Origin of the sequence: Acinetobacter sp. UBA2581, assembly GCF_002339435.1 — a bacterium.
Taxonomy (GTDB): domain Bacteria; phylum Pseudomonadota; class Gammaproteobacteria; order Pseudomonadales; family Moraxellaceae; genus Acinetobacter; species Acinetobacter variabilis.
The window spans coordinates 53,832-77,005 of the sequence record NZ_DDLD01000085.1 but is presented as its reverse complement, the minus strand read 5'-3'; the positions used below and the strand labels follow the sequence as shown (position 1 = coordinate 77,005).

Here is a 23,174-nt window from a genome sequence, read left to right as displayed (position 1 = left end):
CAGGCTCATGGTTCGACGCAAGGAGGCACATTACCAATGAACACCCTGTTTCAGACATTAAAAAATGACTGGTCAATTTCAGCGACTGTTGCAGGATTTCTAGCAGTGCTGATTTCCTATTCAGGACCACTGATCATTTTTTTCCAGGCAGCGCAGCAAGCCCAGGTTTCCCCAGACATGATGATTTCATGGATTTGGGGAATTTCTATTGGTGCGGCGCTCGCAGGTATCTTTTTATCGATTAAATACAAAATACCTGTTGTCACCGCCTGGTCTGCGCCCGGAACGGCACTATTGGTCACGCTGTTTCCCGATATTTCGCTCAATGAAGCGGTTGCGGCCTATATCACCTCTGCTGTGGTGATTTTTCTCATTGGGATTACCGGTTATTTCGACAAATTGCTGTCCTGGATTCCCCAGGAAGTCGCTGCCGGAATGATGGCCGGAATTTTACTGCAGTTTGGTTTAGGACTGTTCACCGCGACCGATACCATGCCCTATATCGTCTTTGGCATGCTGGCGGTGTTTTTGCTGGCCAAGCGTTTCAGTCCACGTTATGCCATGGTCTGGGTGCTGGTTGCCGGTGTGATTTTAAGCATGCTGCTGGGCAAGATTAATCCGGTCACGGCAGATTTCAGTCTGGCAATTCCGCAATTTATTGCACCGGAATGGACTTGGAGTTCCACCCTGAATCTGGCCCTCCCGCTTATTCTGGTCAGTCTGTCGGGCCAGTTCTTACCAGGAATGGCCATTATCAAGATCAGTGGATATGACATGCCTGCCAAGCCAATTATCAGTGCAACCAGTATTGCCTCGCTCGCAGTAGCCTGTGTGGGGGGGATTACTATTGTATTGGCCTCTATTACGGCCGCATTGTGTTTAGGCAAAGACGCGCACGAGCTGAAAGAAAAGCGTTATATCGCGGGTGTGGCGAACGGGCTTTTTTATATTTTAGGCGGCCTGTTTGCCGGCAGCATTGTCATGCTGTTTAGCCTGATGCCGAAGGAATTAATTGCAGCTTTGGCAGGACTGGCCTTACTCGGAGCAATTGCCACTAACATCTCTATGGCGATGAGCAAAGAGTCGCAACGTGATGCCGCACTGATCACCTTTTTAGCAACTGCTTCCGGCATGCATTTCTTGGGGCTGAGTTCAGTCTTTTGGGGGATTTGTATTGGCCTGGTAGCACATTTTCTGCTGTCACAGAAAGACCGTAATGCTGTTCCGGTTGCAACATCAGATTCAAAACGAATTTAAAGACATCCATTAGTTTAGGGTATGTAAGGACCAGATTATGATAGATAAAAGTTCATTATCATTGAAAGAAGCACTCTCCCAGATCAAGGATGGTTCTACCATTATGATCGGCGGATTTGGGACAGCGGGTCAGCCTGCTGAACTGATTGATGGTCTGATCGAATTGGGAATCAAGGATCTTATTATTGTCAATAATAATGCTGGTAATGGCGACTATGGTCTGGCGAAACTGCTTAAAGCGGGCGCTGTGCGTAAAATTATCTGCTCTTTCCCGCGTCAGTCTGATTCCTGGGTATTTGACGAACTCTATCGTGCAGGCAAGATCGAACTGGAACTGGTGCCGCAAGGTAATCTGGCTTGCCGTATTCAGGCAGCAGGTATGGGCTTAGGTCCAATCTATACCCCAACCGGTTTTGGTACCTTGCTGGCTGAAGGCAAACCAACCTTGAACTATGAAGGCAAAGATTTTGTCCTGGAAAATCCGATTAAAGCTGACTTTGCTTTAATTAAGGCCCATCAGGGCGACCGTTGGGGCAATCTGGTCTACCGTAAATCTGCGCGTAACTTTGGCCCGATTATGGCGATGGCAGCTGATGTAACCATTGCACAGGTTTCTGAGGTGGTTGAACTGGGTGCACTGGATCCAGAGCACATCATTACCCCAGGAATTTTTGTTCAACACGTTGTTCAAGTTAAACCTGCACAGTAATCACGGATAAGGAGAAGATTCATGAGCTATAACAAACTGACCCGTGACCAGATCGCTGAACGTGTGGCACAAGACATTCCTGATGGTGCTTATGTGAACCTCGGTATTGGTTTACCAACCAAGATTTCAAGCTACCTGCCAAGCGACAAAGACGTATTCCTGCACTCTGAAAATGGCCTGCTGGCTTTCGGTCCTCCTCCTGCTGAAGAAGACCGCGATCCTGAGCTGATTAATGCCGGTAAAGAATTCGTGACCTTGCTCGAAGGTGGTTCTTTCTTCCATCATGGTGATTCATTCGCGATGATGCGTGGCGGTCACTTAGACATCGCAGTTTTGGGTGCTTTCCAAGTCGCTGAAAATGGTGATCTGGCCAACTGGCATACTGGTGCTCCGGATGCGATTCCAGCAGTCGGCGGTGCCATGGATCTGGCTGTGGGTGCGAAAAAAGTCTTTATTACCACAGATCACGTGACCAAAAAAGCCGAGCCCAAAATCGTGGCTGAACTGTCTTATCCTGCGACTGGCCTGAAATGTGTCGACCGTATTTATACCGATCTTTGTGTGATTGATGTGACACCTGAAGGGATGAAAGTGATTGAGAAAGTTGAAGGTCTGTCATTTGAAGAATTGCAGGCATTAACTGGTGCCAAACTGATTGATGCGACTCAATCAAATTAAGGGGAAGTCCCTCCTTTATTAAAGGAGGGATTTAGGGAGGATTTGAGGATTAAAACTACTTCATTAAATCCCTCCCAACCTCCCTTTAAAAAGGGAGGAGTTTTCTTCTTTTAAATATGTGAGCAAATACACAATGAAAAACGCATATATTATCGATGCCATCCGTACCCCATTCGGCCGTTATGCCGGTGGCCTCGCGCCTGTCCGTGCAGATGATTTAGGTGCGCTGCCAATTAAAGCTTTGATGGAACGTAACCCATCGGTAAACTGGGAACAGGTCGATGACGTGATTTATGGCTGTGCCAATCAGGCCGGTGAAGACAATCGTAACGTCGGTCGTATGTCTTCACTACTTGCAGGTCTGCCTTATCAGGTGCCGGCAACGACCGTGAACCGTCTGTGTGGTTCATCGATGGATGCAGTCGCGATGGCAGCACGTGCGATTAAAGCCGGTGAAGCCCATCTGATTATTGCCGGTGGTGTAGAAAGCATGTCGCGTGCCCCATTCGTGATGGGCAAGTCAGAAACAGCGTATGGCCGTAGCCAGAAGATTGAAGACACCACCATGGGCTGGCGTTTTATCAATCCGAAACTGAAAGAAATGTACGGCGTAGAAACCATGCCGCAAACTGCTGAAAATCTGGCAGAACAGTTCAATATCAACCGTGAAGATCAGGACAAGTTTGCTCTGACCAGCCAGCAACGTACCGCAGCAGCGCAGGCCAATGGTTTCTTTGCCAAGGAAATCATTCCTGTGGTGATTCCGCAGCGTAAAGGCGATCCGATCGTTGTCGATACTGATGAACATCCGCGTGCCTCTACCACAGCAGAAGCTCTGGCGAAACTGAAACCTGTGGTGAAAGCAGAGGGGACTGTAACGGCGGGTAATGCTTCTGGTATTAACGATGGTGCGGCTGCCCTGCTGATTGCATCTGATGAAGCTGTTACTCAGCATGGCTTAAAACCACGTGCCAAAATTATTGGCTCAACCGTTGTAGGTGTTGAACCACGAATCATGGGTTTTGGTCCAGCACCTGCCATCAAGAAATTACTGGTACAAACCGGTCTGACTTTAGAGCAGATGGATGTGATTGAGCTGAATGAAGCTTTTGCTGCTCAGGCACTGGCATGTACCCGTGACTTGGGTATCGAAGACGGTTCAGAGAAAGTCAATCCAAATGGTGGTGCGATTGCTTTGGGTCATCCACTCGGTGCTTCAGGTGCGCGTTTAGTGACGACTGCACTCAACCAGCTGGAACACACCGGTGGTCAATATGCGCTATGTTCAATGTGTATCGGTGTCGGTCAAGGCATCGCGTTGATTATTGAACGTGTTTAATCCTCATTAAAAGTCCCCCTTCTTGCACTTCAGCTTAAAGCAATGCTTAAGCCTTGCTCAGGGGGATTTAGGGGGATTTATAAGATTAAGGACTTAAAAAAATGCCAACATTTACATCCAACGATGCCCAGATCAATTACCAGACTTTTGGTGATGCCAGCAAATCTGCCCTGGTTTTTTCTAACTCATTGGGTACCAAATTCAGCATGTGGCAGCCACAAATTGAATTTTTCCAGCAAGATTATTTTGTTGTGTGTTATGACACTCGTGGTCATGGGGCTTCCTCTGCACCACAAGGTCCGTATAGTCTTGAACAGTTAGGTCAGGATGTGGTCAATCTGCTGGATCATCTGAATATCCAGAAAGCCGCTTTCTGTGGCATTTCTATGGGTGGCTTAACCGGTCAATGGTTAGCGATTCATAAGCCAGAACGTTTTAACCACGTGATTGTTTGTAACACCGCAGCCAAAATTGGCCAGGAACAGGCATGGCAAGACCGTGCTGCGCTTGTCCGTGAGCAAGGTCTTGCTCCGATTGCTGCAACTGCAGCATCACGCTGGTTTACCAATCCCTTTATCCAGAGCAACCCGGCAGCCGTTGCAGAACTTTCAAACGACCTCGGAGCTGGCAGCCCAGAAGGCTATGCAAACTGCTGTGAAGCTCTGGCTAAGGCGGATGTCCGCGAACAACTTAGCAGTATTCAAATCCCTGTGCTGATTATTGCGGGTCAGCAGGACCCTGTGACGACTGTTTCAGATGGACAGTTTATGCAGCAACGTATTGCGAATAGCCAATTGTTTGAAATCAATGCTTCACATATTTCCAATATTGAACAGCCGGAAGCCTTTAATCAGGCAGTACAAACTTTTCTTGCTGCTTGATTCATTCTTATAAAAAAAAAGCCACGATATTTCGTGGCTTTTTTTTTATTCGTGGATTCGTTAAGCCCAGATCACCAGCATCGCTGCAATCACAACCAGTCCCAAGCCCCAATGCTCGGCACGCGCCAGTTTTTCTTTAAAGAAATAAGCTGAAATCAGCAGACTGAACAGGATTTCGATTTGTCCCAAGGTTTTCACGATTGGCACGCTCATCATACTCATGGCGGTAAACCAGCCTAGTGATGCCATAAAGCTGCATAAGCTGACTTTAAATGTTAAACCTAGACGTTGCCACATGGCGACTAAGGTTTTTCGACTAAACAGGCTCAGGTAAATCAGCATACTGATGCACTGGAAACCAATCACCGAAATTAGTACCCATGAAGCACGATGCACAGTTGGCAACATCGGCAGTTCCAGACTGGCTTCACGGACCAAAAGTGAAGTAATGGCAAAGCTCAAACCGCTGCCGATTCCGATGGCTAAAGTCTTGGTGGATAGACCGGTGAGCTGATTGCCCTTACTCAGCAGGAATACCGCATAACCACCGATCAGCACCCCGATCCATGCCAGTACAGACAGATGATCTGACAGAAAAATCACTCCGATAATGGCAGCCAGAATCGCTTCACTTTTTGCCAATCCAACGCCAATCGCATAATTTTTCTGTTTAAACAGCTGCACCATCAAGGCGGTTGCCAGAATCTGGCTGATACCGGCAATCAGGATATAGATCCAATACTTCGGGGTAAAATGCACCACACTTTCTACCGGTTTGAAGTGATATAAAGCTGCGATGTAAAGCCCTGCTAGCGGAAAGCCAAACAGGAAACGCGCCAGTGTCACGCCCCAGATATCGACAGTTGTGCTGAGCTGTTTTTGAAAGGCATTTCGCCAGGCCTGCATAAATGCAGCCATTAAAGTGAAGAAAATCCAGCTGATTGCCATACCCTGATCGTTAATGCCGTAAAAGTGAATTAATTCTATGCCTTAGTACAATCTATGACTAATTAAAAATGAGATAATGGCTAATAGCTAAAAGTTTAATTTTCTAATTCAAAAATAATTAAAATTTATCAATTTGATAGGGATAAAATTGATTTCTCAGATTCCAACTATGCAAAAAAATAAGAAAATAACTCCTGATCTTTGATTAACTTATAATAAACGGCTCTTCTATTTTAAGAGATCGAAGATGTTTCATCAGAATAAACTTTTTCCATTGGAATAAAGCGAATGCCATGTTCGTGAGTAAGTTCACCTGTTTCTACAAAACCAAATTTTTTATAAATATTGAAGCCATATAAACTGGATTTGACTGTAATCTTTTGATGCCCTTGATTACGGATTTGTTCTTCTAAAAAATTCCACATTTGTCGTCCATGTCCATGCCCCTGATAAGCTGGATCCAGAAAAAAGTGCATGAAGTGTGCAGGTTCCATATAGGCCACCACGCCCACAATTTTTTGATTAATTTCTCCAATAAAATAATGAATATCAGCTCGGTCAAAAATGCTCTGAAGAATTTCAGGTTGAAAACGCTTGCGCCCCTCTTCACTAGAAATCAAGACATCAACAAATAGGGCAATGACATTCGCAATGGCAAGTGTATCTTGAACAGTGGCTTTTCTTATCTTCATCATATTTTAATACCCCCAAAGCAGAACTATGAAATGAAAAATAATTTATTTTTCAGCATGATGTATGTTTTAATATTGAGCAAAATATATACCAATTAGGTCTTTTGAAAAACGCGATTCAATCGATTTTATTTTAATAATTTTTGATCTATATTTTTTAGAGTTTGCATTATTCAAATCTTTTAACTTGGTGCTCTTTTATTATTAAGAAAAAAATACATAAGTCAGTTCATCGGTTTTTTTATTTCTGTCAGCTTTTCTTCTATAAACAGTCACTAAACTATAATCTAATGAATAATCGATCACATGCATTTTACAATTAATCAACATAGTGTTTTTTAAGAAATTTTTATGATGAATTTTTAAACAGGATAAAATTCCGCAATGCAATCTGAATATAAATTACAGAGTTTCAGCAATCCATTGTAATTCATTCATTTCGCAGGGAGTATCGATGAAATATTTTGAATGTCCAGTTTGCGAAAAGCAGATCTTTTTCGCCAAATTCGTATGTGATCACTGCCTTTCCTCTATCGGCTATATCGCCTCCGAAAAAGAAATGACGACATTTAAAAAGCTGAATGCTCAGGAGTGGGTTCCGGTTGCTAAAAAGTATCAACATTCCCGTTATAAACCTTGTTATAACTATACCCATCATCAGGTATGTAACTGGATGATCCCTGCAGATGATGAGGAAGATTTTTGCGAATCCTGCCAGCTGACTCATGTAATTCCAAATCTGGAAAATGCCGAAAACATGATTTACTGGTATCGGCTGGAGGAAGCCAAACGCCGTTTTTTGTATCTGACCCAACGTATGAACATTATGCCTCGTCCAAAACATTCGGATGATGATCCATTGGGTTTACGTTTTGATTTTCTTCTTCCTGAAAAAGACAAGCCAGTACTTACCGGCCATGCCAATGGTGTAATTACCTTAAATGCCTTTGAGGCCGATGTGGTTTATCGTGAAACCACCCGGGTCAATATGGGTGAAAACTACAGAACCTTATTAGGGCATTTTCGTCATGAAAGTGGGCATTTTTATTTTAATCTCATCCAGCACCTACATCCGGAATTACTGGATGAACTTCGCCATTTTTTTGGAGATGAGCGGCAAAATTATAGTGAAGCACTAGAGAGGCACTATAATCAGGGTGCGCCTATTAACTGGCATGAAAAATATATTAGTCCCTATGCCACCGCACACCCGTGGGAAGACTGGGCTGAAACCTGGTCACATTATCTGCATATCATGGAAACACTGGAAACGGCATTTTATGCTGGCTTACGCGTGGAAGGTAATGGCCGAAATCTGGCCAGTATGGACTTTAAAGAATGCCCGATTGGTGGACAGGATTTTGAACATATCCTGGAAAACTGGGTCACCCTGACCTTTAATTTAAATGCCTTAAACCGCAGTATGGGTCTGGAGGATGCTTACCCCTTTAAGCTGACTGAAGCTGTGAAAGATAAACTGCGTTTCATTCATCGGCATATATTGGATAAAGTCTTTAATAACCCACGTCTGATTCAGAACTAAAATATTTATCTAATACAATATAAATAAAGCCCGTGATCCACAGGCTTTATTTTGGGCTTAATACTATTTCAATAAATTAAGCGATACTCTTAGCTTATTACCAAAAGCATCGCCATCTAATCTAAATAAACTTAAACCAGTTCTACCGCAATCGCTGTTGCTTCACCGCCACCGATACATAGCGCTGCAATACCTTTTTTGCCGCCAGTACGTTTCAAGGCATGAATCAGGGTCACAATGATACGGGAACCTGAAGAGCCCAGTGGATGACCTAGAGCGCAAGCACCACCATTAATATTCACTTTGGCAGGATCCAGTTCAAAGGCATCAATCGCTGCCATGGTTACCATCGCGAAAGCTTCATTAATTTCCCATAGATCCACATCAGTTGCATTCCAGCCAGTTTTCTTCAGTACTTTTTCAATTGCCCCCACCGGTGCAATCGTGAATTCTGATGGATGTTGTGAATGGCTGGCATAAGCCAGAATATTCGCTAGAGGTTTCAGGCTATGCTGTACTGCAATCTCGCTCGATGTTACAACCAATGCGGAAGCACCATCGGAAATTGAACTGGCATTTGCCGCAGTAATCGTACCGTCTTTTTTAAATGCCGGACGTAAAGATGGGATTTTGTCTGCTTTGGCATTCAGTGGTTGTTCATCCTGCTCAACCACCACATCGCCTTTACGCGTGCTGACTGTAATTGGCACGATTTCATCTTTGAAGAAGCCCTGCTGAACGGCAGTCACGGCTTTATTTAAAGAGCCAATCGCATAATCATCCTGTTGTTCACGGGTATAGCCTTTTTTGTCCGCCATTTCTTGTGCCAAGATTCCCATCGACAGACCTGTTTCAGCATCTTCCAGACCTTCCTGGAACATATGATCGGTCACTTTCCCGTGGCCCATACGGAAACCGGCACGAGCTTTATCCATTAAGTACGGTGCGTTCGACATGGATTCCATACCGCCCGCCACTACGATTTCTGCAGAACCGGCCTTGATCGCATCCGCAGCTTGCATCACCGCTTTCATGCCTGAACCACAAATTTTATTGATCGTAGTCGCACCGGTTGAATCTGGCAAACCTGCCTGACGCATGGCCTGACGTGCCGGACCCTGTTTTAAACCTGCCGGCAGTACACAGCCCATGATCACTTCATCAATATCATTGGCTGCCAGACCTGCACGTGCCACCGCTTCCTTGATCACTACAGCTCCTAAATCTGGTGCGGTACAGCTAGAAAGTGAGCCTTGAAAACCGCCCATCGCGGTACGTACAGCTTCTACAATTACAATCATTCTAATCTCATCCTTTAACATCATTGTTATCAACACTGCAAAGTGATATCTGTGCAGTGTTTGTCCTTCGCAATATTTGCGGGTTTAGGCCTGTGCAGTGAAATATTCTTCTGGTAATTGCATCACCAGCTCAGCACCTGCCTGAATGCGTTGAATTCTCGCACTCAAATCCGGGAGTACTTTAGCAATATAGTAATTTGCCAGTACCAGTTTATTCTGGAAATAGCTCTCTTCTTTAGTAGCCGCCGCTTTACTGATACGTGCGTACATGTAAACAAAGCTCAGCAGACCTACAGCGTGCAAATAATCAACAGCAATCGAGTTGGCGAAATCAGGATTTACTTGAGACTGCTCAACAATAAAATTGGTGATATCTTCCAGTTGCTGACAGGTATCTAAGGTTGCCTTTTTAATCGTCAAGGCATTATCCAGACCTTCGGCTAAATCGCGAATTTCCGCGATATATTCTGCAATATAAGCACCTTTGCATTTTGTGGTTTTACGGCCGATCAGATCAATCGCCTGTACCCCATTGGTTCCTTCATAGATCTGTGAAATGCGCAGGTCACGGATACATTGTTCCATGCCCCATTCACGAATATAACCATGACCACCGAAGCACATTTGTGCTTCCAGTGCAGCATCCAGTGCTTTATCGGTGAGATAAGCTTTGGCAATAGGCGTTAATAAAGCCACACGATCGGTTGCTTTACGTACTGCCTCAGGATCAGTGGAATATTTGGTAATATCCAGCTGCTGACCGACATAGACTGCGAAAGCACGTGAAGCTTCATTATTAGCACGTACATTCAGCAACATACGGCGTACATCACCATGCACCAGAATTGAATCGGCTGGTTTTTCTGGTGATTTTGCACCGGTTGATGCACGGCCCTGTAAACGGTCGGTCGCATACTGTGCTGCATTCTGATAAGCAAATTCTGCCGCGCCAATGCCTTGAATCCCCATCGACAAACGTTCGTAGTTCATCATCACGAACATGCCCGCCAGACCTTCATTTTCATTGCCCACCATATAGCCTTTGGCACCATCAAAGTTCATGACACAAGTTGCTGAACCTTTAATGCCCATCTTATGTTCGATCGAACCGGCAGCGACTGCATTGCGCTCACCGAGTGAACCATCGGCATTGACCAGAAATTTTGGGACAATAAACAGGGAAATACCGCGTGAACCTGCTGGCGCATTCGGTGTTTTGGCCAATACCAAGTGAATGATATTTTCACTCAGATCATGTTCACCGCTGGTAATGAAGATTTTAGTTCCGATAATGTTGTATGAACCATCTTCGTTTGGTTCAGCCTTGGTTTTGATAATGCCCAGATCTGTCCCTGAATGTGGCTCAGTTAAACACATCGTGCCCGACCATTCACCCGTATAGAATTTTGGCAGATAGGTTTCTTTCTGTTCCTGCGAAGCACGGTCATTGATCGCCATGCCAGCCCCCACGGTTAACAGCGGGTAAAGCATGAAAGATGGATTAGTACTCCAGATCATTTCATCTGCAAGAACAGTCAGCATTTTTGGCATGCCCTGACCGCCCCATTCTTCAGGCGCGCCCAACCCCACCCAGCCGCCTTCAGCAAACTGTTTGAAAGCTTCTTTAAAACCTGCAGGTGTTTTGACTTCACCATTATTAAACTGAGCACCACCTTCTTCATCTGCAGGACGGTTCAGATCAAGAATCACATTCTTGGAAAACTTGGCCATCTCCTCCAGAATTGCATTTGCAGTTGCCATATCTAAATGTGCAAGATTTTCATTATCTTGCCAAAATTGTTCGGCCTGAAACACATCATTTAAAATAAATTCCATGTCTTTTAGTGGCGCATTATAAATAGGCATTTTCACATTCCTTCACTGGTGATACTCAATCCTGTTACTGAGTATTTTTTCATTATGGATTCGAGAAAACATTTGGATGCTTTTTGCTCGAATCCATGCATGTCATTCATAAATCAGCGATATAAAATTTAAAATCAAAAACTTTATACCTCTGGTATTTACTGAATCCTTAAAACTTAAATCCATTAATAAATGAAAAATTTAAGCTATTAAAATGACTCTGGCTTCACTGCGCTAAACCTTGTCTAGTCTAGGTTTAAAACGAAAATATAATTCAGCTTTATGTCCTAAAACCATAAATCAAATATATTGAAAATGGAATTTTATTTAACAAAGTTGATCTCAAGGGTTCAATTTTCTTGACAATATTTTTAGTGCAGCGGTATATAACTTTTTTCTACAAGAAATGTTGAATAAATATACAAATTTAGATAAATATCACGACCTTAGTTTTATAGCTATAGCTGCGAAAATAGCATATTCTTAATATATTCCTTTTCGAAAATGATGAGTCAAGAAGATGACGACTGTAAGACAGCAGAACTTCCTTCTTCGTAAAGAGAAGATCCTGAGCATGGCAGAAAGTCTACTGCTTGATAATAATCAGGACATCACCTTGAGTGAACTTGCTGAAGAACTGGACATCGCCAAAGGAACTATCTATAAACATTTTAAAAGTAAAAACCAGTTATATTTAGAACTCATCATTCTGAATGAAAAAAGAATTCTGGCAATTTCTGATAAATATAATAACGATATTAAAAATTATGTTTCGCAATATATGCTTTATCACATGCTCAATTCAAACCGGACTATTTTGCTGCATGTCATTGAAGAGCGTTTAACTAATAATGAAAAAAACCTGAAAGAGTTATTTCAGGAACTCTATCGTATTCGTGAAGAACGGATTATCCGCATTAAAGATATGACCCATGATTATCTGGTATCTTTAGACAGTGCAATGTCAATCCGGGATTATTTATCTTATATCTGGACGGTAACTTATGGGGCTTCACTATTATTAAATTCGACCAGTTATCAAAAAGCGATTGGTTCGCGTGAACGCTTGATTAAACTGTATATTAATCAGGCATTGATGACGCCAGATAAAATATCGGTAGTTTCATAAAAAATGCCTAATCATGATTAGGCATTTTAGAATTATCTTTTAAATAGTGAATATCAAGCTATAGTTTCGGGCGGAAAGCCATCTTCAGTTAATGCCGCGATAATCTCAGATTCGCTTGCACTCGATTCAACCTCCACCATTTTACTGACCACATCAACATTTACTTTAGCATTTTCATCCAGTTCCTGAATGGTTGCAGTCACACTACGCGCACAACCACCACAAGTCATATTTTCAATACGGAATTTCATCTTGATCTCCCTTTGATCAGTTTAAATTTGGGTTAAGTGATATAAGTTCAAGTCTATTGATCTGCTTTGATAGGCGTATGCGCAGTTTTCCCATGTGACACACCCTGCTCAATCTGTTTTAGGATTTGGCAATCAGACTGTTCATCTCCAGCACACTGCGCAACCGATTGCTGCAAAATTTTCATCATATTTTGCATATCCGCAATTTTCTGTTGCAGTAACTCGATATGCTTTTGCGCCAACTGTTTGACATCACGGCTGTGTCTGGCATCGTTCAGCCACAGGCCGAGCAATTCTTTCATCTGCTCGGAAGAAAAACCCAATTCACGCGCATGCTGAATAAAACTTAAAGTCTTCATATCATCGTCACTATAAACACGATAACCTGAATCGCTACGTTTAGGATTGGGTAATAAACCGATATCTTCATAATAACGGATCATTTTGGCCGAGATCCCGGAGCGTTTCGCGGCCTGTCCAATATTCATTACACTGCCTCCTTCAACTGGATCGGCTGATAAGTCTTTAAACGAAGCGCATTGCTGACCACAAAGACTGAGGATAAGGCCATTGCACCTGCTGCAAACATCGGTGATAACAAAATACCGAAGAATGGATATAGTAGACCTGCAGCAATCGGAATCAAGGCAATATTATAAACAAAGGCCCAAAACAGGTTCTGTTTGATATTGCGCATGGTTGCGTGACTTAGGCCAATACCGGTTGCTACATGCTGTAAATTTCCAGACATCAGCACCACGTCTGCTGCTTCAATTGCCACATCCGTACCAGTTCCTATTGCCATTCCAACATCGGCCTGAGCCAAGGCAGGTGCATCATTAATCCCGTCACCGACAAAAGTGACGATGCCATGTTGCTGTTGGAGTTGATGTACCGCATCGACTTTTTCATTAGGTAAAACTTCAGCAATGACATGGTCAATTTTCAACTGTTTAGCAATGGCTTGTGCAGTATGCTGGTTATCACCGGTGATCATGGCAATCTTTAAGCCTTGATCATGTAAGGCCTGAATCGCACTATAGGTTGTGGCTTTAATCGGATCAGCCACAGCAATAATGGCAGCCAACTGCTGATCTATCGCGACATATAAAGGCGTGCGTCCCTGCTCGCCTAACTGTTGTGCTTTCTCTTTAAAAATATCGACACTTAAACCCAATTGCTGCATCAGGCGTTCTGCGCCAATATGAATTTGCTGACCTGAAACTTGAGCTTTCACGCCTGCACCAGTGATTGAATCAAAATCACTGACTTCAGGTAGTTGCAGCTGTTGTGCTTTCGCAGCTTCAACAATCGCATGGGCAATGGGATGTTCAGACTTGGCTTCCACTGCTGCGACCATTTGCAAAACTTTTTGCTGCTCAAAACCAGATGTCACTGCAAAATCGGTCAGGGCTGGTTTCCCTTCAGTTAAGGTTCCGGTTTTATCCACCGCCACAACTCTGGTTTGCTGCAAGAGTTGCAATGCTTCGCCTTTACGGAACAAGACACCCAGCTCTGCTGCCCGGCCGGTGCCGACCATAATAGATGTTGGCGTAGCCAGGCCCATTGCACAAGGACAGGCAATAATCAGTACTGCAACAGCATTGACCAGTGCATAAGTCAGATTCGGTTCAGGACCCAACAGGAACCAGACAATAAAAGTCAAAGTCGCGAGCAGCATCACAGCCGGCACAAACCATAAGGTCACTTTATCGACTGCCGCCTGAATGGGAAGCTTTGCGCCTTGTGCCTGTTCCACCATATGAATAATCTGAGCTAGAACTGAATCTTGTCCGACTGCTGTCGCCTTGATCTGCAAGGTGCCATTCTGATTTACCGTTCCGCCAATCACCCGATCTCCAGCCTGTTTAGCCACGGCTAAAGGTTCACCGCTGATCATGGCTTCATCGATATAACTTTGACCAGAAACGACTTCACCATCAACTGCGACTTTCTCACCCGGGCGAATCTCGATCAGCATGCCCTGCTGTACATCAGCAATTTTCAGATCAACCCAGGTTCCATTTTGTTGTACTCGAGCAGTTTTTGGCTGCAAGCCAACCAGATATTGAATCGCTTCAGAGGTTTTACCTTTGGCTCGAGCTTCCAGATAACGTCCTAGTAAGATCAAGGCAACAATCACAGCCGCCGCTTCGAAATACACATGTACAGTACTTTGCGGCAATAATTGCGGAAAGAAAGTGGAAATACAGGAAAATCCATAAGCGGCTATTGTTCCCACGGCAACCAGAGAATTCATATCAGGAGCCAGTCGCAATAATGCTGGAATTCCATGCTGATAAAAACGCCGTCCCGGAATCAGTAAGACCAGAGTGGTCAGCAGAAACTGGATATACCAGCTGTTTTGGGTACCTAGCGTATGTGCAATCCAGTGATGAAAAGCAGGAATCAGATGTGAACCCATTTCCAGAATAAACACCGGAACAGCTAAAATTAGCGCCAACCATAAATCACGCTTTAGCTGTTCAGTTTCAGCGGTTTTCTTTTCCTGAAATGCCGTCTGGGCATCGGTAGCCTGTGTATCTAATTTTTCATGGGCGTTATATCCAGCTTTTTCGACGGCAGCAATTAAAGCTGGAAGCTGACTACGCGGCGCCTTGACCGAAGCTGTTTCAGTGGCGAGATTGACTTGTGCTTCACTTACCTGATCGACTTTTTTCAAGGCCTTTTCTACACGTGCTACGCAGGAGGCACAGGTCATTCCTTCAATAGCCAGTTCAATTCGGTCGGTTTGAATATCAAAGCCGGCCTTTTGTACCGCCTTAACCAGTTGGGAAACAGCGAGAGGACGAATTGCAGTGACATGAGCTTTTTCGGTTGCCAGATTAACCTGCGCATCTAGTACCTGATCGACTTTTTTCAAGGCTTTTTCAACACGAGCTACACAAGACGCACAGGTCATGCCTTCAATATTTAAATCAAACTGCTGGATCACGGCTTCAAAACCGGTTTTATTGATAGCATTAACGAGTTGCGTTGCAGGAATGGGTTGTTCACTTTTTAAAAAAGCTTGTTCAGTGGAGAGATTGACGTTCGCTTCCACCACACATTCAATTTTCTTTAAGGCTTTTTCCACACGTGCGACACAAGAGGCACAGGTCATTCCTGAAATCTGTACCTGCTGTTCGTATAACTGTGTGGTTGCTGGTGTATTCATTCTGCGCTCTCCATTTACCCATTCACTGCCTATGCTATAGCTTAAACATTACCATAATGGGAAGGTCAAGCTTCTGCTTTAAATTCTTGATCTTTCATTATATGAAGGCATAAAGTCCAATAAAAAAGCCCAAAGATGACTTCAGGCTTTTTCGAGATTTAGTAAAACTAATTTGTTAAATATTTACTCAGCAGAAATATCTTCAAAAAGAATTGAAGATAAATAGCGCTCACCACCATCTGGCAGAATCACCACGATATTTTTGCCTGCATTTTCAGGACGTGCAGCCAATTGCGCAGCTGCAGCCATTGCAGCACCACTTGAAATACCGACCAAGATACCTTCTTGAGTTGCAGTTTTACGTGCCCATTCCACTGCATCGCTACTGGTAATGGCAATCACTTCATCGACCAGATCCAGATCCAGGTTCTTTGGAATAAAGTTCGCGCCAATACCCTGAATTTTGTGTGGTCCTGGAGTGAGTGTCTCACCACGTATTGCCTGACCAATAATGGCAGATTCAGCCGGCTCTACAGCAACTGAATAAATCGGCTTGTTTTTCACTTTTTCAAAAAAGCGTGAAATACCGGTAATCGTACCGCCTGTGCCTACACCCGCTACCAGAATATCGACATTACCTCCAGTCGCTTCCCAGATTTCAGGACCGGTAGTCTCTTCATGGATTTTCGGATTGGCTGGATTTTCAAACTGTTGTGGCAGGTAATATAGTTCAGGATTTTCATTCACCAAACGTTGTGCTTCTTCTACGGCACCTTTCATACCTTTGGCTGGATCTGTCAGTACCAGATTGGCACCTAAAGCCTTAACCACTTTACGGCGTTCTATACTCATGCTTGATGGCATAGTTAAGGTAATATCATAGCCTTTAGCCGCTGCTACAAATGCCAGCGCAATACCGGTATTACCACTGGTTGGCTCGACAATGTGCATGCCCGGCTTCAATTTACCTGACTTTTCTGCATCAGCAATCAAGGCTGCGCCAATACGGCATTTCACCGAAAATGCCGGATTACGGCTTTCAATTTTCGCAAGTACAGTCGCTCCGCCAGAAATGGCACGATTGATACGAACCAAAGGGGTATTACCAATCGCCTCTGCATTATTGCTATAAACCGCTATACCTAAATTGGCAGGTGTTGGAAAAGCTGAATCTGTAGTCATTAGAATATCCTTGATATTATTCGCCAAGATGTATTTACATGATACAAGCATTTTTCGGCTTTGTAGATGCCTGAAACGAGATGGGATCACGATAGCAGTTTGAAATGAAACATCTTCTTCGCAAAAAACCGGAACACGATAAAATTATCTTATATTTTAATTAGTAAATTATAACTATTCTTGATAACACAATTCATTAAAAACCATAGTAATTCACGCTTTCTATCCATCAATTCACGCTGTTCGAGTCGTATAATTCGCGCGCTGTAATTGTATAAATGGACATAGTAAATGAAAACCGATCTTGAAATTGCCGCGATGCGGGATTCAGCTCAACAGGTTGTCGGTATTTTAAAGTTAATGGCCAATACGGACCGACTGCTCATTTTATGTCATCTCTCCCAAAATGAACTGAATGTCTCTCAAATTGAAGAGATTACCGAGATCAGACAGCCAACCCTGTCTCAGCAGCTCATGATTTTGCGTAAAAGCGATGCGGTAAATACCCGTCGAGACGGTAAACAGATCTATTATTCGATCAAAGACCAGAATCTGGTAGAAATGTTAAACAAGCTTTATCAAATCTACTGTGTAAATCAAGCAGTCGCTTAAAGCTGTAATTTACCTCATTCGTCCTGTTTTATTTTAAAGCGATCTGCCTGATTTAAACTTTCTCTATTGAACGTTTTAAGTCTTTTGCCTGGATCCTTTGTCTCCTCATTCATTTTTTAAAATGTGAATGATCACCTATTTATATCCTAAGACTTCTTAGCAGAATTTGTGCATAATATATCTATATTTGTGATTTAGACCTGTATATGCCAAATTTTAAGTCTAGACTGCTCAATAGACTCCCTGCCTGGTCATGGTTAAGTCAGTACAACCCGGTGAAATTAAAATCGGATGTATTGGCTGCCCTGATTGTCGTTGCGATGCTGGTACCACAAGGGATGGCCTATGCCATGCTGGCAGGCTTACCACCGATTATGGGACTCTATGCCAGTATTCTGCCAATGATCATTTATGCCTTATTGGGCGGCAGTACGACTTTATCGATTGGACCAGTGGCGATCATTTCCATGATGACCTTTGCCACACTGAATCCTTTATTTGAAGTGGGTTCTCCGGTCTATATTGAAGCAGCAACTTTATTGGCATTGATGGTCGGCATTATTTCCCTGCTTTTGGGTGTGTTCCGTTTCGGCTTTTTAATTCAACTGATCAGCCATCCCGTCATTCAGAGTTTTATTATTGCTTCGGCTTTATTGATTGCTTTTGGTCAGTTCAAGTTTTTGGTTGATTTACCTTTAAAAGCCAATAATATTCCCGAGCTAGTGAAAAGCCTGGTTGAATATTTGCCACTTTTGCATCTTCCGAGTCTGATCTTTGGCCTGCTTTCTATCGGTTTACTGGTTTATCTGCCGAAACTATTAAAATCCCAAACCATACAAAGCCGGATCGGTTCGACTGATTTTCTGGTTCGGGCAGTTCCACTGATTCTGGTTTTTCTCGGTATTGCAGCCGTTCTTTTTTTAGACTTAAAAGTTCAGGGAATTAAAACTGTCGGAGAAATTCCTTCAGGCTTTCCGCCTTTGTCTTTCCCGCACTGGAACTGGGAACTGGTGATAACCTTATTACCGGGTGCCAGCATGATTGCCATGATCAGTTTTGTGGAATCTCTCTCTATTGCTCAGGCAACGGCGCTACAGCAACGTAGCAATTTAAACAGTAACCAGGAACTGATTGCGCTCGGTGTAGCCAATATCAGTGCCGGAATCAGTTCCGCCTTTCCTGTAACCGGTAGTTTATCACGTACTGTGGTTAATGCTGACGCTGGCGCCAAAACACCTTTGGCTGGCGTATTGTCTTCTTTATTGATTGTCGTGGTCAGTCTGTTCTTTACCAGCTTCTTTGAGGATCTACCACTGACCATTCTGGCTGCAACCATTATTGTGTCTATTTGGAAACTGGTTGATTTCCAGCCTTTCGTCGATGCATGGCGTTATTCCAAAGCTGATGGCATTGCCATGTGGATTACTTTTTTTGGTGTAGTATTACTGGATATCACCACTGGCCTGATCGTCGGGATTATTTCGACCTTTATTCTTATGCTATGGCGCATCAGCCGTCCTCATATTGCAGTCGTGGGTTTGGTTGAAGGGACCCAGCATTTCCGGAATATCCAGCGTCATCAGGTGATGACCTCTGATCGGGTTCTGTCTTTGCGTATTGATGAAAACCTGAGTTTTTTAAATGCACATAGTCTTAAAGGTTATCTGATTAATCAGTTAAGTTTAAATGACAAGTTAGAGCATGTGATTTTGAACTGCTCCAGTATCAGTGCGATTGACTTGAGTGCCTTGGAAACGCTGGAAGAGCTCAATGCTGAATTATCCAAACTAGATATTCGCCTGCACTTTGCAGAAGTGAAAGGCCCGGTATTCGACCGCTTGCAGGCCTCCAAACTCATGACACATTTGAGTGGACGGATTTATCTGACCCATTTTCAGGCGATTCAGGATCTGGCACCGGAAATTTTCGAAAAGCCTCAGCATTATATGATTTAAGATTTTTCAATTCTTTGCATGATAGACATGCTGTCATGCAAAGAATTCAACTGAAATATAACTGGAAATGATTGATTTAAATTCTATATTCATCTAAAAAATAAAGATTAAAAACCGATCAGTAAATCTGGCCAATTCTAAGAATTTTGTATGGAAATAATACGATCAAGATAAAAAACCATCTTAATTATTTATTAATTTTCAGTTACTTAAATATTATCTAAAAATATATTTTAAGCGATCCTTAATTTAAGTATAAAATAACGCAAATTTTTTTCGCATTTAGCCCTCGTAATTTTCACAAGGCAACCTTATGTTTTCTGCCCTATCGCGTCTGAGTTTAGTCTCCCGAATCATCATCGCCATTATTCTAGGCGTTGGTGTGGCTCTGTTATTTCCTGAAGCTGCACCTTCCTTAAGCCTGTTAGGTGATCTGTTTATTAAGGCACTAAAATCCGTCGCGCCAGTTCTGGTTTTCATTCTGGTTCTTGCATCAATTGCAAATTTCCAGGTTGGCCAGACTAATTCAACGATAAGACCTATTATGCTGATGTATGCTGTAGGCATGTTCCTGGCAGCACTAAGCGCTGTCATCGCCAGTATTTTATTTCCAAGTACATTGTTCCTGGATATTGCAGCGCAAGGTGATTTACAGCCACCAGGCAGCTTAGGTGAAATTCTCAAAAATCTGGTGCTGAGCTTTGTGGCGAACCCGGTGGTTGCCATTGCTGAAGCGAATTTTATTGGGATTCTGGCATGGTCAATTGCGTTAGGGATTGCCTTCCGTCATGCATCGCACACGACTAAAACCTGTCTGAATGACGCTGCCAATGCCATCAATTATGTAATTCGTCTGGTGATCAGCTTTGCACCAGTCGGTATTTTTGGTCTGGTTGCCGTGACTTTTGCCGAAGCCGGTCTGGATACTCTGACTAGTTACGCGCATTTATTAGCTGTTTTATTGGGCACGATGGTATTTGTAGCCTTGGTGATTAACCCATTAATGGTCGGTTTCATTACCCGTCGTAATCCGTATCCACTGGTGTTTACCTGTTTACGTGAAAGTGGCATTACCGCGTTCTTTACCCGCAGTTCTGCTGCCAATATTCCGGTAAACCTGGACTTGGCAAAACGCTTAGGTGTGAAAGAGACTACTTCAAGCGTAGCAATTCCTTTAGGTGCAGCAATTAACATGGCCGGTGCATCAGTGACGATTACCGTGTTGTCTTTAGCTGCAGTAAATACTTTAGGTGTTAATGTTGACTTCACCACTATGCTAATTCTTTCTATCGTAGCGACTGTGTCTGCGTGTGGTGCTTCAGGTGTGGCTGGTGGTTCACTATTGCTGATTCCCGTGGCTTGTGGCCTGTTCGGGATTTCTTCAGATATCGCAATGCAAGTGGTGGCAATTGGTATGGTGATCAGTGTATTGCAGGACTCTACCGAGACTGCACTCAACTCATCTACCGATGTTTTATTTACAACAGCAGTAGACCGCGCTACAGATTGATTTTATATTGAAGAATCAAGATGTTTTGCTAATGATATTGCCATGCCATTACAGCGTTTACCATCGTGGGTTCAACTGGGTGCATTCTTCCTTGCGGTAAATGCCGGAATGATTAATGTATTAGGACTGGTGACCGTGTTGCATCAGTCCGTTTCACATATGACCGGTAACGTTAGTATGCTGGCAATGGCGCTGCTGGACTGGCAACCACGCCAGATTCTGTATCTGATTCTGGTTACGCTCTGTTATGTGATTGGCTCGATGTATAGCGGGCTGATTTTAGGAAATAGTCACTTTCGCTTGGGGCACCTGTATGGTTATCCTTTAAGCCTGGTGGCTTTTTTTATATTCATTTGCTGGCTATTATTGCCCTATTTCCCGCGTTATGCCTTGTTATGGGCCTGTGTCGCGATGGGCGTACAAAATGCCATGGTCAGTCATTATAAAGGTGCGATTATCCGGACCACACATCTGTCTGGTGTACTGACAGATTTAGGTCTGGCTATGGGCTATCGCCTGCGTGGTCTGGTAGTAGAATCCCGTAAAGTGATCCTGCATATGCTGATCTTGGTCGGCTTTTTAATGGGCGGCATACTTGCCAGCTGGATTTATCCTTATTTAAAATTAAATGCATTCCTGGTCCCTACAGCGTTAAGCCTGCTGCTTAGCCTGACCTATTGGGTGATCTATTTACGTTATCGACATCAACACGACTAATTTCTGGAAACTCTCATGGTTAAAAATGCATTACAGGCACAATTGTTAAAGGCAGGCTTGGTCGATAATAAAAAAGCCAAAAAACTGTCTAAACAGGCTGTACATGAAAAGCGCACAGGCGACAGTAAAGAAGCCGAAATCAAGGCAAAGATTGAGCAGGACAAACAGGAAAAGCTGGCTAAAGACCAAGCGATTGAACAGGCGAAAAAAGTCCAGTTGCAGGAAAAAGAACTCAAAGCGGCCATCATGCAGATGATTAATCAGCATAAAATCCGCGATACGGATGGTGAGATCAGTTATCAGTTTATTGATGACAGCAAGATCAAGAAAGTTTATATCAACCAGCAGATTTATAATGCACTGGTCGCTGGCAGTCTGGTGATTGCACGTGAAAATGAGAGTTATGCCTTCCTGCCTAAAGCTCTGGCGGATCGCATCAATTCGAAAATGGAAGGCTTTATCATCGTGAATAATTCAGAGAAAAATGAAGAAACCACTGATGAAGAAGACCCATATGCAGCTTATGTGATTCCTGATGATTTAATGTGGTAAGTACATTTTTCTTAAAAGCACAAATAAAAAACCGGCATATTTACCGGTTTTTTTATCTGTTTAATTTGATCTATAACAGCTTATCTTTATGCTTATTCTTGTTTTAATAGATAGCAAACTTCACTCGCTTCAAATCCTATTTGGAAACTTCAGATTTCGTATAACAGACCTTAGATGAAAGCGTTAATAACTAAAATTTAGTATGTAAATATTCAATAAATCCCTCAATTTTCTTAATAACGTATAAGCAGATATGCAAAGGACTCACGTTATTTTGCTGAGCTTTTTCTACCCTATACTTTGCTCTTTCTAAGAGTGCTATTACATAATATATAGAGCTTTTAAGGATTTTTTTCGGATCTTTTTTTGAATACAAGTAACAATCAATTTTTTCAAAAGATTCATCATTAACCACTATCTCTAATATAGTGTTATTAATTTCATAGCTTATTGATTGCTCAATATGTTCCAGTTCATAGAAATGTAGAGCTTGTGCTATAACTATTTGAAGATTTTTCATTTTTAATGATTAAGATTATATGATTTTAATCCTAGCACTATCCCCTATAAAAAGTAAGTATATAAAATTTAAAATAAACATTAAGTTATGTTGAATTAACATAATAAACGCTATACCAAATTCTTTTAATTCACTTTGACCTTTTTAATTTTTTAAAGTTTAAAAAGAAGTATAGGAATACCAAGTTAGGCTGTTCTATCGATTTTTCACGTTTCCTAGCCATTAGCCAATCAATTTTCATTGATCTATTCAATCTGAATTAACCTCAAAGAAAAAATACAGTTTCGATAAGATAAAAATAAATGCCTGAATAGTGATTAAGTTTGTAGCCTCTAATAAAGATATGTTTTAAAA

General features: G+C 42.8%; 21 protein-coding genes. 12 read left to right on the top strand and 9 right to left on the bottom strand.

Annotation, left to right across the window (positions count from 1 at the left end):
- Positions 1–36 precede the first annotated feature (36 nt).
- The 5 genes from benE to pcaD all read left to right on the top strand — a co-directional run bounded on the left by benE (position 37) and on the right by pcaD (position 4,864).
- The gene (gene benE, locus B3Q46_RS10965; RefSeq protein WP_208462149.1) at positions 37–1,257 is read left to right on the top strand and encodes a benzoate/H(+) symporter BenE; all 1,221 of its coding nucleotides are present in this window, start codon (positions 37–39) and stop codon (positions 1,255–1,257) included.
- A 37-nt stretch (positions 1,258–1,294) separates the two neighbouring features.
- Positions 1,295–1,966: a 3-oxoacid CoA-transferase subunit A gene (locus tag B3Q46_RS10960; RefSeq protein ID WP_086044785.1), complete on the top strand. Its 672-nt coding sequence runs from the start codon at positions 1,295–1,297 to the stop codon at positions 1,964–1,966.
- A gap of 21 nt (positions 1,967–1,987) precedes the next feature.
- Positions 1,988–2,644 carry a 3-oxoacid CoA-transferase subunit B gene (locus B3Q46_RS10955; RefSeq protein ID WP_208462150.1) on the top strand — a complete coding sequence of 219 codons (657 nt, stop codon included), beginning with the start codon at positions 1,988–1,990 and terminating at the stop codon, positions 2,642–2,644.
- Between the two features lie 133 nt (positions 2,645–2,777).
- On the top strand, positions 2,778–3,983 hold the full coding sequence (gene pcaF / locus B3Q46_RS10950) for a 3-oxoadipyl-CoA thiolase (protein ID WP_208462151.1): 1,206 nt from the start codon (positions 2,778–2,780) through the stop codon (positions 3,981–3,983).
- A 101-nt stretch (positions 3,984–4,084) separates the two neighbouring features.
- The gene (gene pcaD / locus B3Q46_RS10945) at positions 4,085–4,864 is read left to right on the top strand and encodes a 3-oxoadipate enol-lactonase (protein WP_208462152.1); all 780 of its coding nucleotides are present in this window, start codon (positions 4,085–4,087) and stop codon (positions 4,862–4,864) included.
- Between the two features lie 60 nt (positions 4,865–4,924).
- Here the strand turns inward: pcaD and B3Q46_RS10940 are convergent, their stop codons facing one another.
- Positions 4,925–5,812: a DMT family transporter gene (locus tag B3Q46_RS10940; RefSeq protein WP_208462153.1), complete on the bottom strand. Its 888-nt coding sequence runs from the start codon at positions 5,810–5,812 to the stop codon at positions 4,925–4,927.
- Positions 5,813–6,045: 233 nt separating this feature from the next.
- The gene (locus tag B3Q46_RS10935; protein WP_208462160.1) at positions 6,046–6,504 is read right to left on the bottom strand and encodes a GNAT family N-acetyltransferase; all 459 of its coding nucleotides are present in this window, start codon (positions 6,502–6,504) and stop codon (positions 6,046–6,048) included.
- Positions 6,505–6,958: 454 nt separating this feature from the next.
- Here B3Q46_RS10935 and B3Q46_RS10930 point away from each other — a divergent pair, with 454 nt between their 5' ends.
- Complete coding sequence (locus B3Q46_RS10930; protein ID WP_208462154.1) at positions 6,959–8,047, top strand: zinc-binding metallopeptidase family protein; 1,089 nt, start codon at positions 6,959–6,961, stop codon at positions 8,045–8,047.
- A 131-nt stretch (positions 8,048–8,178) separates the two neighbouring features.
- Here B3Q46_RS10930 and B3Q46_RS10925 read toward each other — a convergent pair whose 3' ends face one another.
- Together B3Q46_RS10925 and B3Q46_RS10920 are read right to left on the bottom strand one after the other, a co-directional pair.
- A complete protein-coding gene (locus B3Q46_RS10925) occupies positions 8,179–9,354 on the bottom strand; it encodes a thiolase family protein (protein WP_286715424.1) in 1,176 nt (391 codons plus the stop codon).
- A 78-nt stretch (positions 9,355–9,432) separates the two neighbouring features.
- Positions 9,433–11,214 carry an acyl-CoA dehydrogenase C-terminal domain-containing protein gene (locus B3Q46_RS10920; RefSeq protein WP_208462155.1) on the bottom strand — a complete coding sequence of 594 codons (1,782 nt, stop codon included), beginning with the start codon at positions 11,212–11,214 and terminating at the stop codon, positions 9,433–9,435.
- Between the two features lie 520 nt (positions 11,215–11,734).
- Here B3Q46_RS10920 and B3Q46_RS10915 point away from each other — a divergent pair.
- A complete protein-coding gene (locus B3Q46_RS10915; protein ID WP_208462156.1) occupies positions 11,735–12,343 on the top strand; it encodes a TetR/AcrR family transcriptional regulator in 609 nt (202 codons plus the stop codon).
- 53 nt (positions 12,344–12,396) lie between these two features.
- Here B3Q46_RS10915 and B3Q46_RS10910 read toward each other — a convergent pair whose 3' ends face one another.
- The 4 genes from B3Q46_RS10910 to cysK all read right to left on the bottom strand — a co-directional run bounded on the left by B3Q46_RS10910 (position 12,397) and on the right by cysK (position 16,954).
- Positions 12,397–12,594 carry a heavy-metal-associated domain-containing protein gene (locus B3Q46_RS10910; protein WP_034171014.1) on the bottom strand — a complete coding sequence of 66 codons (198 nt, stop codon included), beginning with the start codon at positions 12,592–12,594 and terminating at the stop codon, positions 12,397–12,399.
- Between the two features lie 53 nt (positions 12,595–12,647).
- Complete coding sequence (cueR, locus tag B3Q46_RS10905; protein WP_208462157.1) at positions 12,648–13,082, bottom strand: Cu(I)-responsive transcriptional regulator; 435 nt, start codon at positions 13,080–13,082, stop codon at positions 12,648–12,650.
- Positions 13,082–15,772, bottom strand: coding sequence for a heavy metal translocating P-type ATPase (locus tag B3Q46_RS10900; RefSeq protein WP_208462158.1), 2,691 nt, complete (start codon positions 15,770–15,772; stop codon positions 13,082–13,084). The genes cueR and B3Q46_RS10900 overlap by 1 nt, the downstream gene beginning before the upstream one ends.
- Before the next feature lie 183 nt (positions 15,773–15,955).
- Positions 15,956–16,954, bottom strand: a complete 999-nt coding sequence (gene cysK, locus B3Q46_RS10895) for a cysteine synthase A (RefSeq protein ID WP_208462159.1) — start codon at positions 16,952–16,954, stop codon at positions 15,956–15,958.
- 291 nt (positions 16,955–17,245) lie between these two features.
- On the opposite strand from cysK, the gene B3Q46_RS10890 reads away from it, so the two are divergent.
- From B3Q46_RS10890 to B3Q46_RS10870, 5 genes are all read left to right on the top strand, one after another.
- A complete protein-coding gene (locus B3Q46_RS10890) occupies positions 17,246–17,566 on the top strand; it encodes an ArsR/SmtB family transcription factor (RefSeq protein WP_004785598.1) in 321 nt (106 codons plus the stop codon).
- Between the two features lie 206 nt (positions 17,567–17,772).
- Entirely contained in the window at positions 17,773–19,521 is a 1,749-nt protein-coding gene (locus B3Q46_RS10885; protein ID WP_004785597.1) for a SulP family inorganic anion transporter, read from the top strand.
- A gap of 313 nt (positions 19,522–19,834) precedes the next feature.
- Complete coding sequence (sstT, locus tag B3Q46_RS10880) at positions 19,835–21,031, top strand: serine/threonine transporter SstT (RefSeq protein WP_004785593.1); 1,197 nt, start codon at positions 19,835–19,837, stop codon at positions 21,029–21,031.
- Between the two features lie 42 nt (positions 21,032–21,073).
- A complete protein-coding gene (locus tag B3Q46_RS10875; protein ID WP_004785592.1) occupies positions 21,074–21,748 on the top strand; it encodes a YoaK family protein in 675 nt (224 codons plus the stop codon).
- A gap of 15 nt (positions 21,749–21,763) precedes the next feature.
- Positions 21,764–22,300 carry a DUF2058 domain-containing protein gene (locus B3Q46_RS10870; protein WP_004785589.1) on the top strand — a complete coding sequence of 179 codons (537 nt, stop codon included), beginning with the start codon at positions 21,764–21,766 and terminating at the stop codon, positions 22,298–22,300.
- Positions 22,301–22,490: 190 nt separating this feature from the next.
- Here B3Q46_RS10870 and B3Q46_RS10865 read toward each other — a convergent pair whose 3' ends face one another.
- A complete protein-coding gene (locus B3Q46_RS10865) occupies positions 22,491–22,820 on the bottom strand; it encodes a hypothetical protein (RefSeq protein ID WP_004785588.1) in 330 nt (109 codons plus the stop codon).
- Positions 22,821–23,174: the final 354 nt, after the last annotated feature.

Excerpts from the sequence above, each read along its gene's own strand:
- pcaF (WP_208462151.1), top strand. The coding sequence starts at position 2,778 with ATGAAAAACGCATATATTATCGATGCCATCCGTACCCCATTCGGCCGT.
- B3Q46_RS10920 (WP_208462155.1), bottom strand. The coding sequence starts at position 11,214 with ATGCCTATTTATAATGCGCCACTAAAAGACATGGAATTTATTTTAAAT.
- cysK (WP_208462159.1), bottom strand. The coding sequence starts at position 16,954 with ATGACTACAGATTCAGCTTTTCCAACACCTGCCAATTTAGGTATAGCG.
- benE (WP_208462149.1), top strand. The coding sequence starts at position 37 with ATGAACACCCTGTTTCAGACATTAAAAAATGACTGGTCAATTTCAGCG.
- B3Q46_RS10890 (WP_004785598.1), top strand. The coding sequence starts at position 17,246 with ATGAAAACCGATCTTGAAATTGCCGCGATGCGGGATTCAGCTCAACAG.
- B3Q46_RS10960 (WP_086044785.1), top strand. The coding sequence starts at position 1,295 with ATGATAGATAAAAGTTCATTATCATTGAAAGAAGCACTCTCCCAGATC.
- B3Q46_RS10940 (WP_208462153.1), bottom strand. The coding sequence starts at position 5,812 with ATGGCAATCAGCTGGATTTTCTTCACTTTAATGGCTGCATTTATGCAG.
- B3Q46_RS10865 (WP_004785588.1), bottom strand. The coding sequence starts at position 22,820 with ATGAAAAATCTTCAAATAGTTATAGCACAAGCTCTACATTTCTATGAA.
- B3Q46_RS10915 (WP_208462156.1), top strand. The coding sequence starts at position 11,735 with ATGACGACTGTAAGACAGCAGAACTTCCTTCTTCGTAAAGAGAAGATC.
- B3Q46_RS10935 (WP_208462160.1), bottom strand. The coding sequence starts at position 6,504 with ATGAAGATAAGAAAAGCCACTGTTCAAGATACACTTGCCATTGCGAAT.
- B3Q46_RS10900 (WP_208462158.1), bottom strand. The coding sequence starts at position 15,772 with ATGAATACACCAGCAACCACACAGTTATACGAACAGCAGGTACAGATT.
- B3Q46_RS10885 (WP_004785597.1), top strand. The coding sequence starts at position 17,773 with ATGCCAAATTTTAAGTCTAGACTGCTCAATAGACTCCCTGCCTGGTCA.
- B3Q46_RS10870 (WP_004785589.1), top strand. The coding sequence starts at position 21,764 with ATGGTTAAAAATGCATTACAGGCACAATTGTTAAAGGCAGGCTTGGTC.
- B3Q46_RS10930 (WP_208462154.1), top strand. The coding sequence starts at position 6,959 with ATGAAATATTTTGAATGTCCAGTTTGCGAAAAGCAGATCTTTTTCGCC.
- pcaD (WP_208462152.1), top strand. The coding sequence starts at position 4,085 with ATGCCAACATTTACATCCAACGATGCCCAGATCAATTACCAGACTTTT.
- B3Q46_RS10955 (WP_208462150.1), top strand. The coding sequence starts at position 1,988 with ATGAGCTATAACAAACTGACCCGTGACCAGATCGCTGAACGTGTGGCA.
- B3Q46_RS10910 (WP_034171014.1), bottom strand. The coding sequence starts at position 12,594 with ATGAAATTCCGTATTGAAAATATGACTTGTGGTGGTTGTGCGCGTAGT.
- cueR (WP_208462157.1), bottom strand. The coding sequence starts at position 13,082 with ATGAATATTGGACAGGCCGCGAAACGCTCCGGGATCTCGGCCAAAATG.
- sstT (WP_004785593.1), top strand. The coding sequence starts at position 19,835 with ATGTTTTCTGCCCTATCGCGTCTGAGTTTAGTCTCCCGAATCATCATC.
- B3Q46_RS10875 (WP_004785592.1), top strand. The coding sequence starts at position 21,074 with ATGCCATTACAGCGTTTACCATCGTGGGTTCAACTGGGTGCATTCTTC.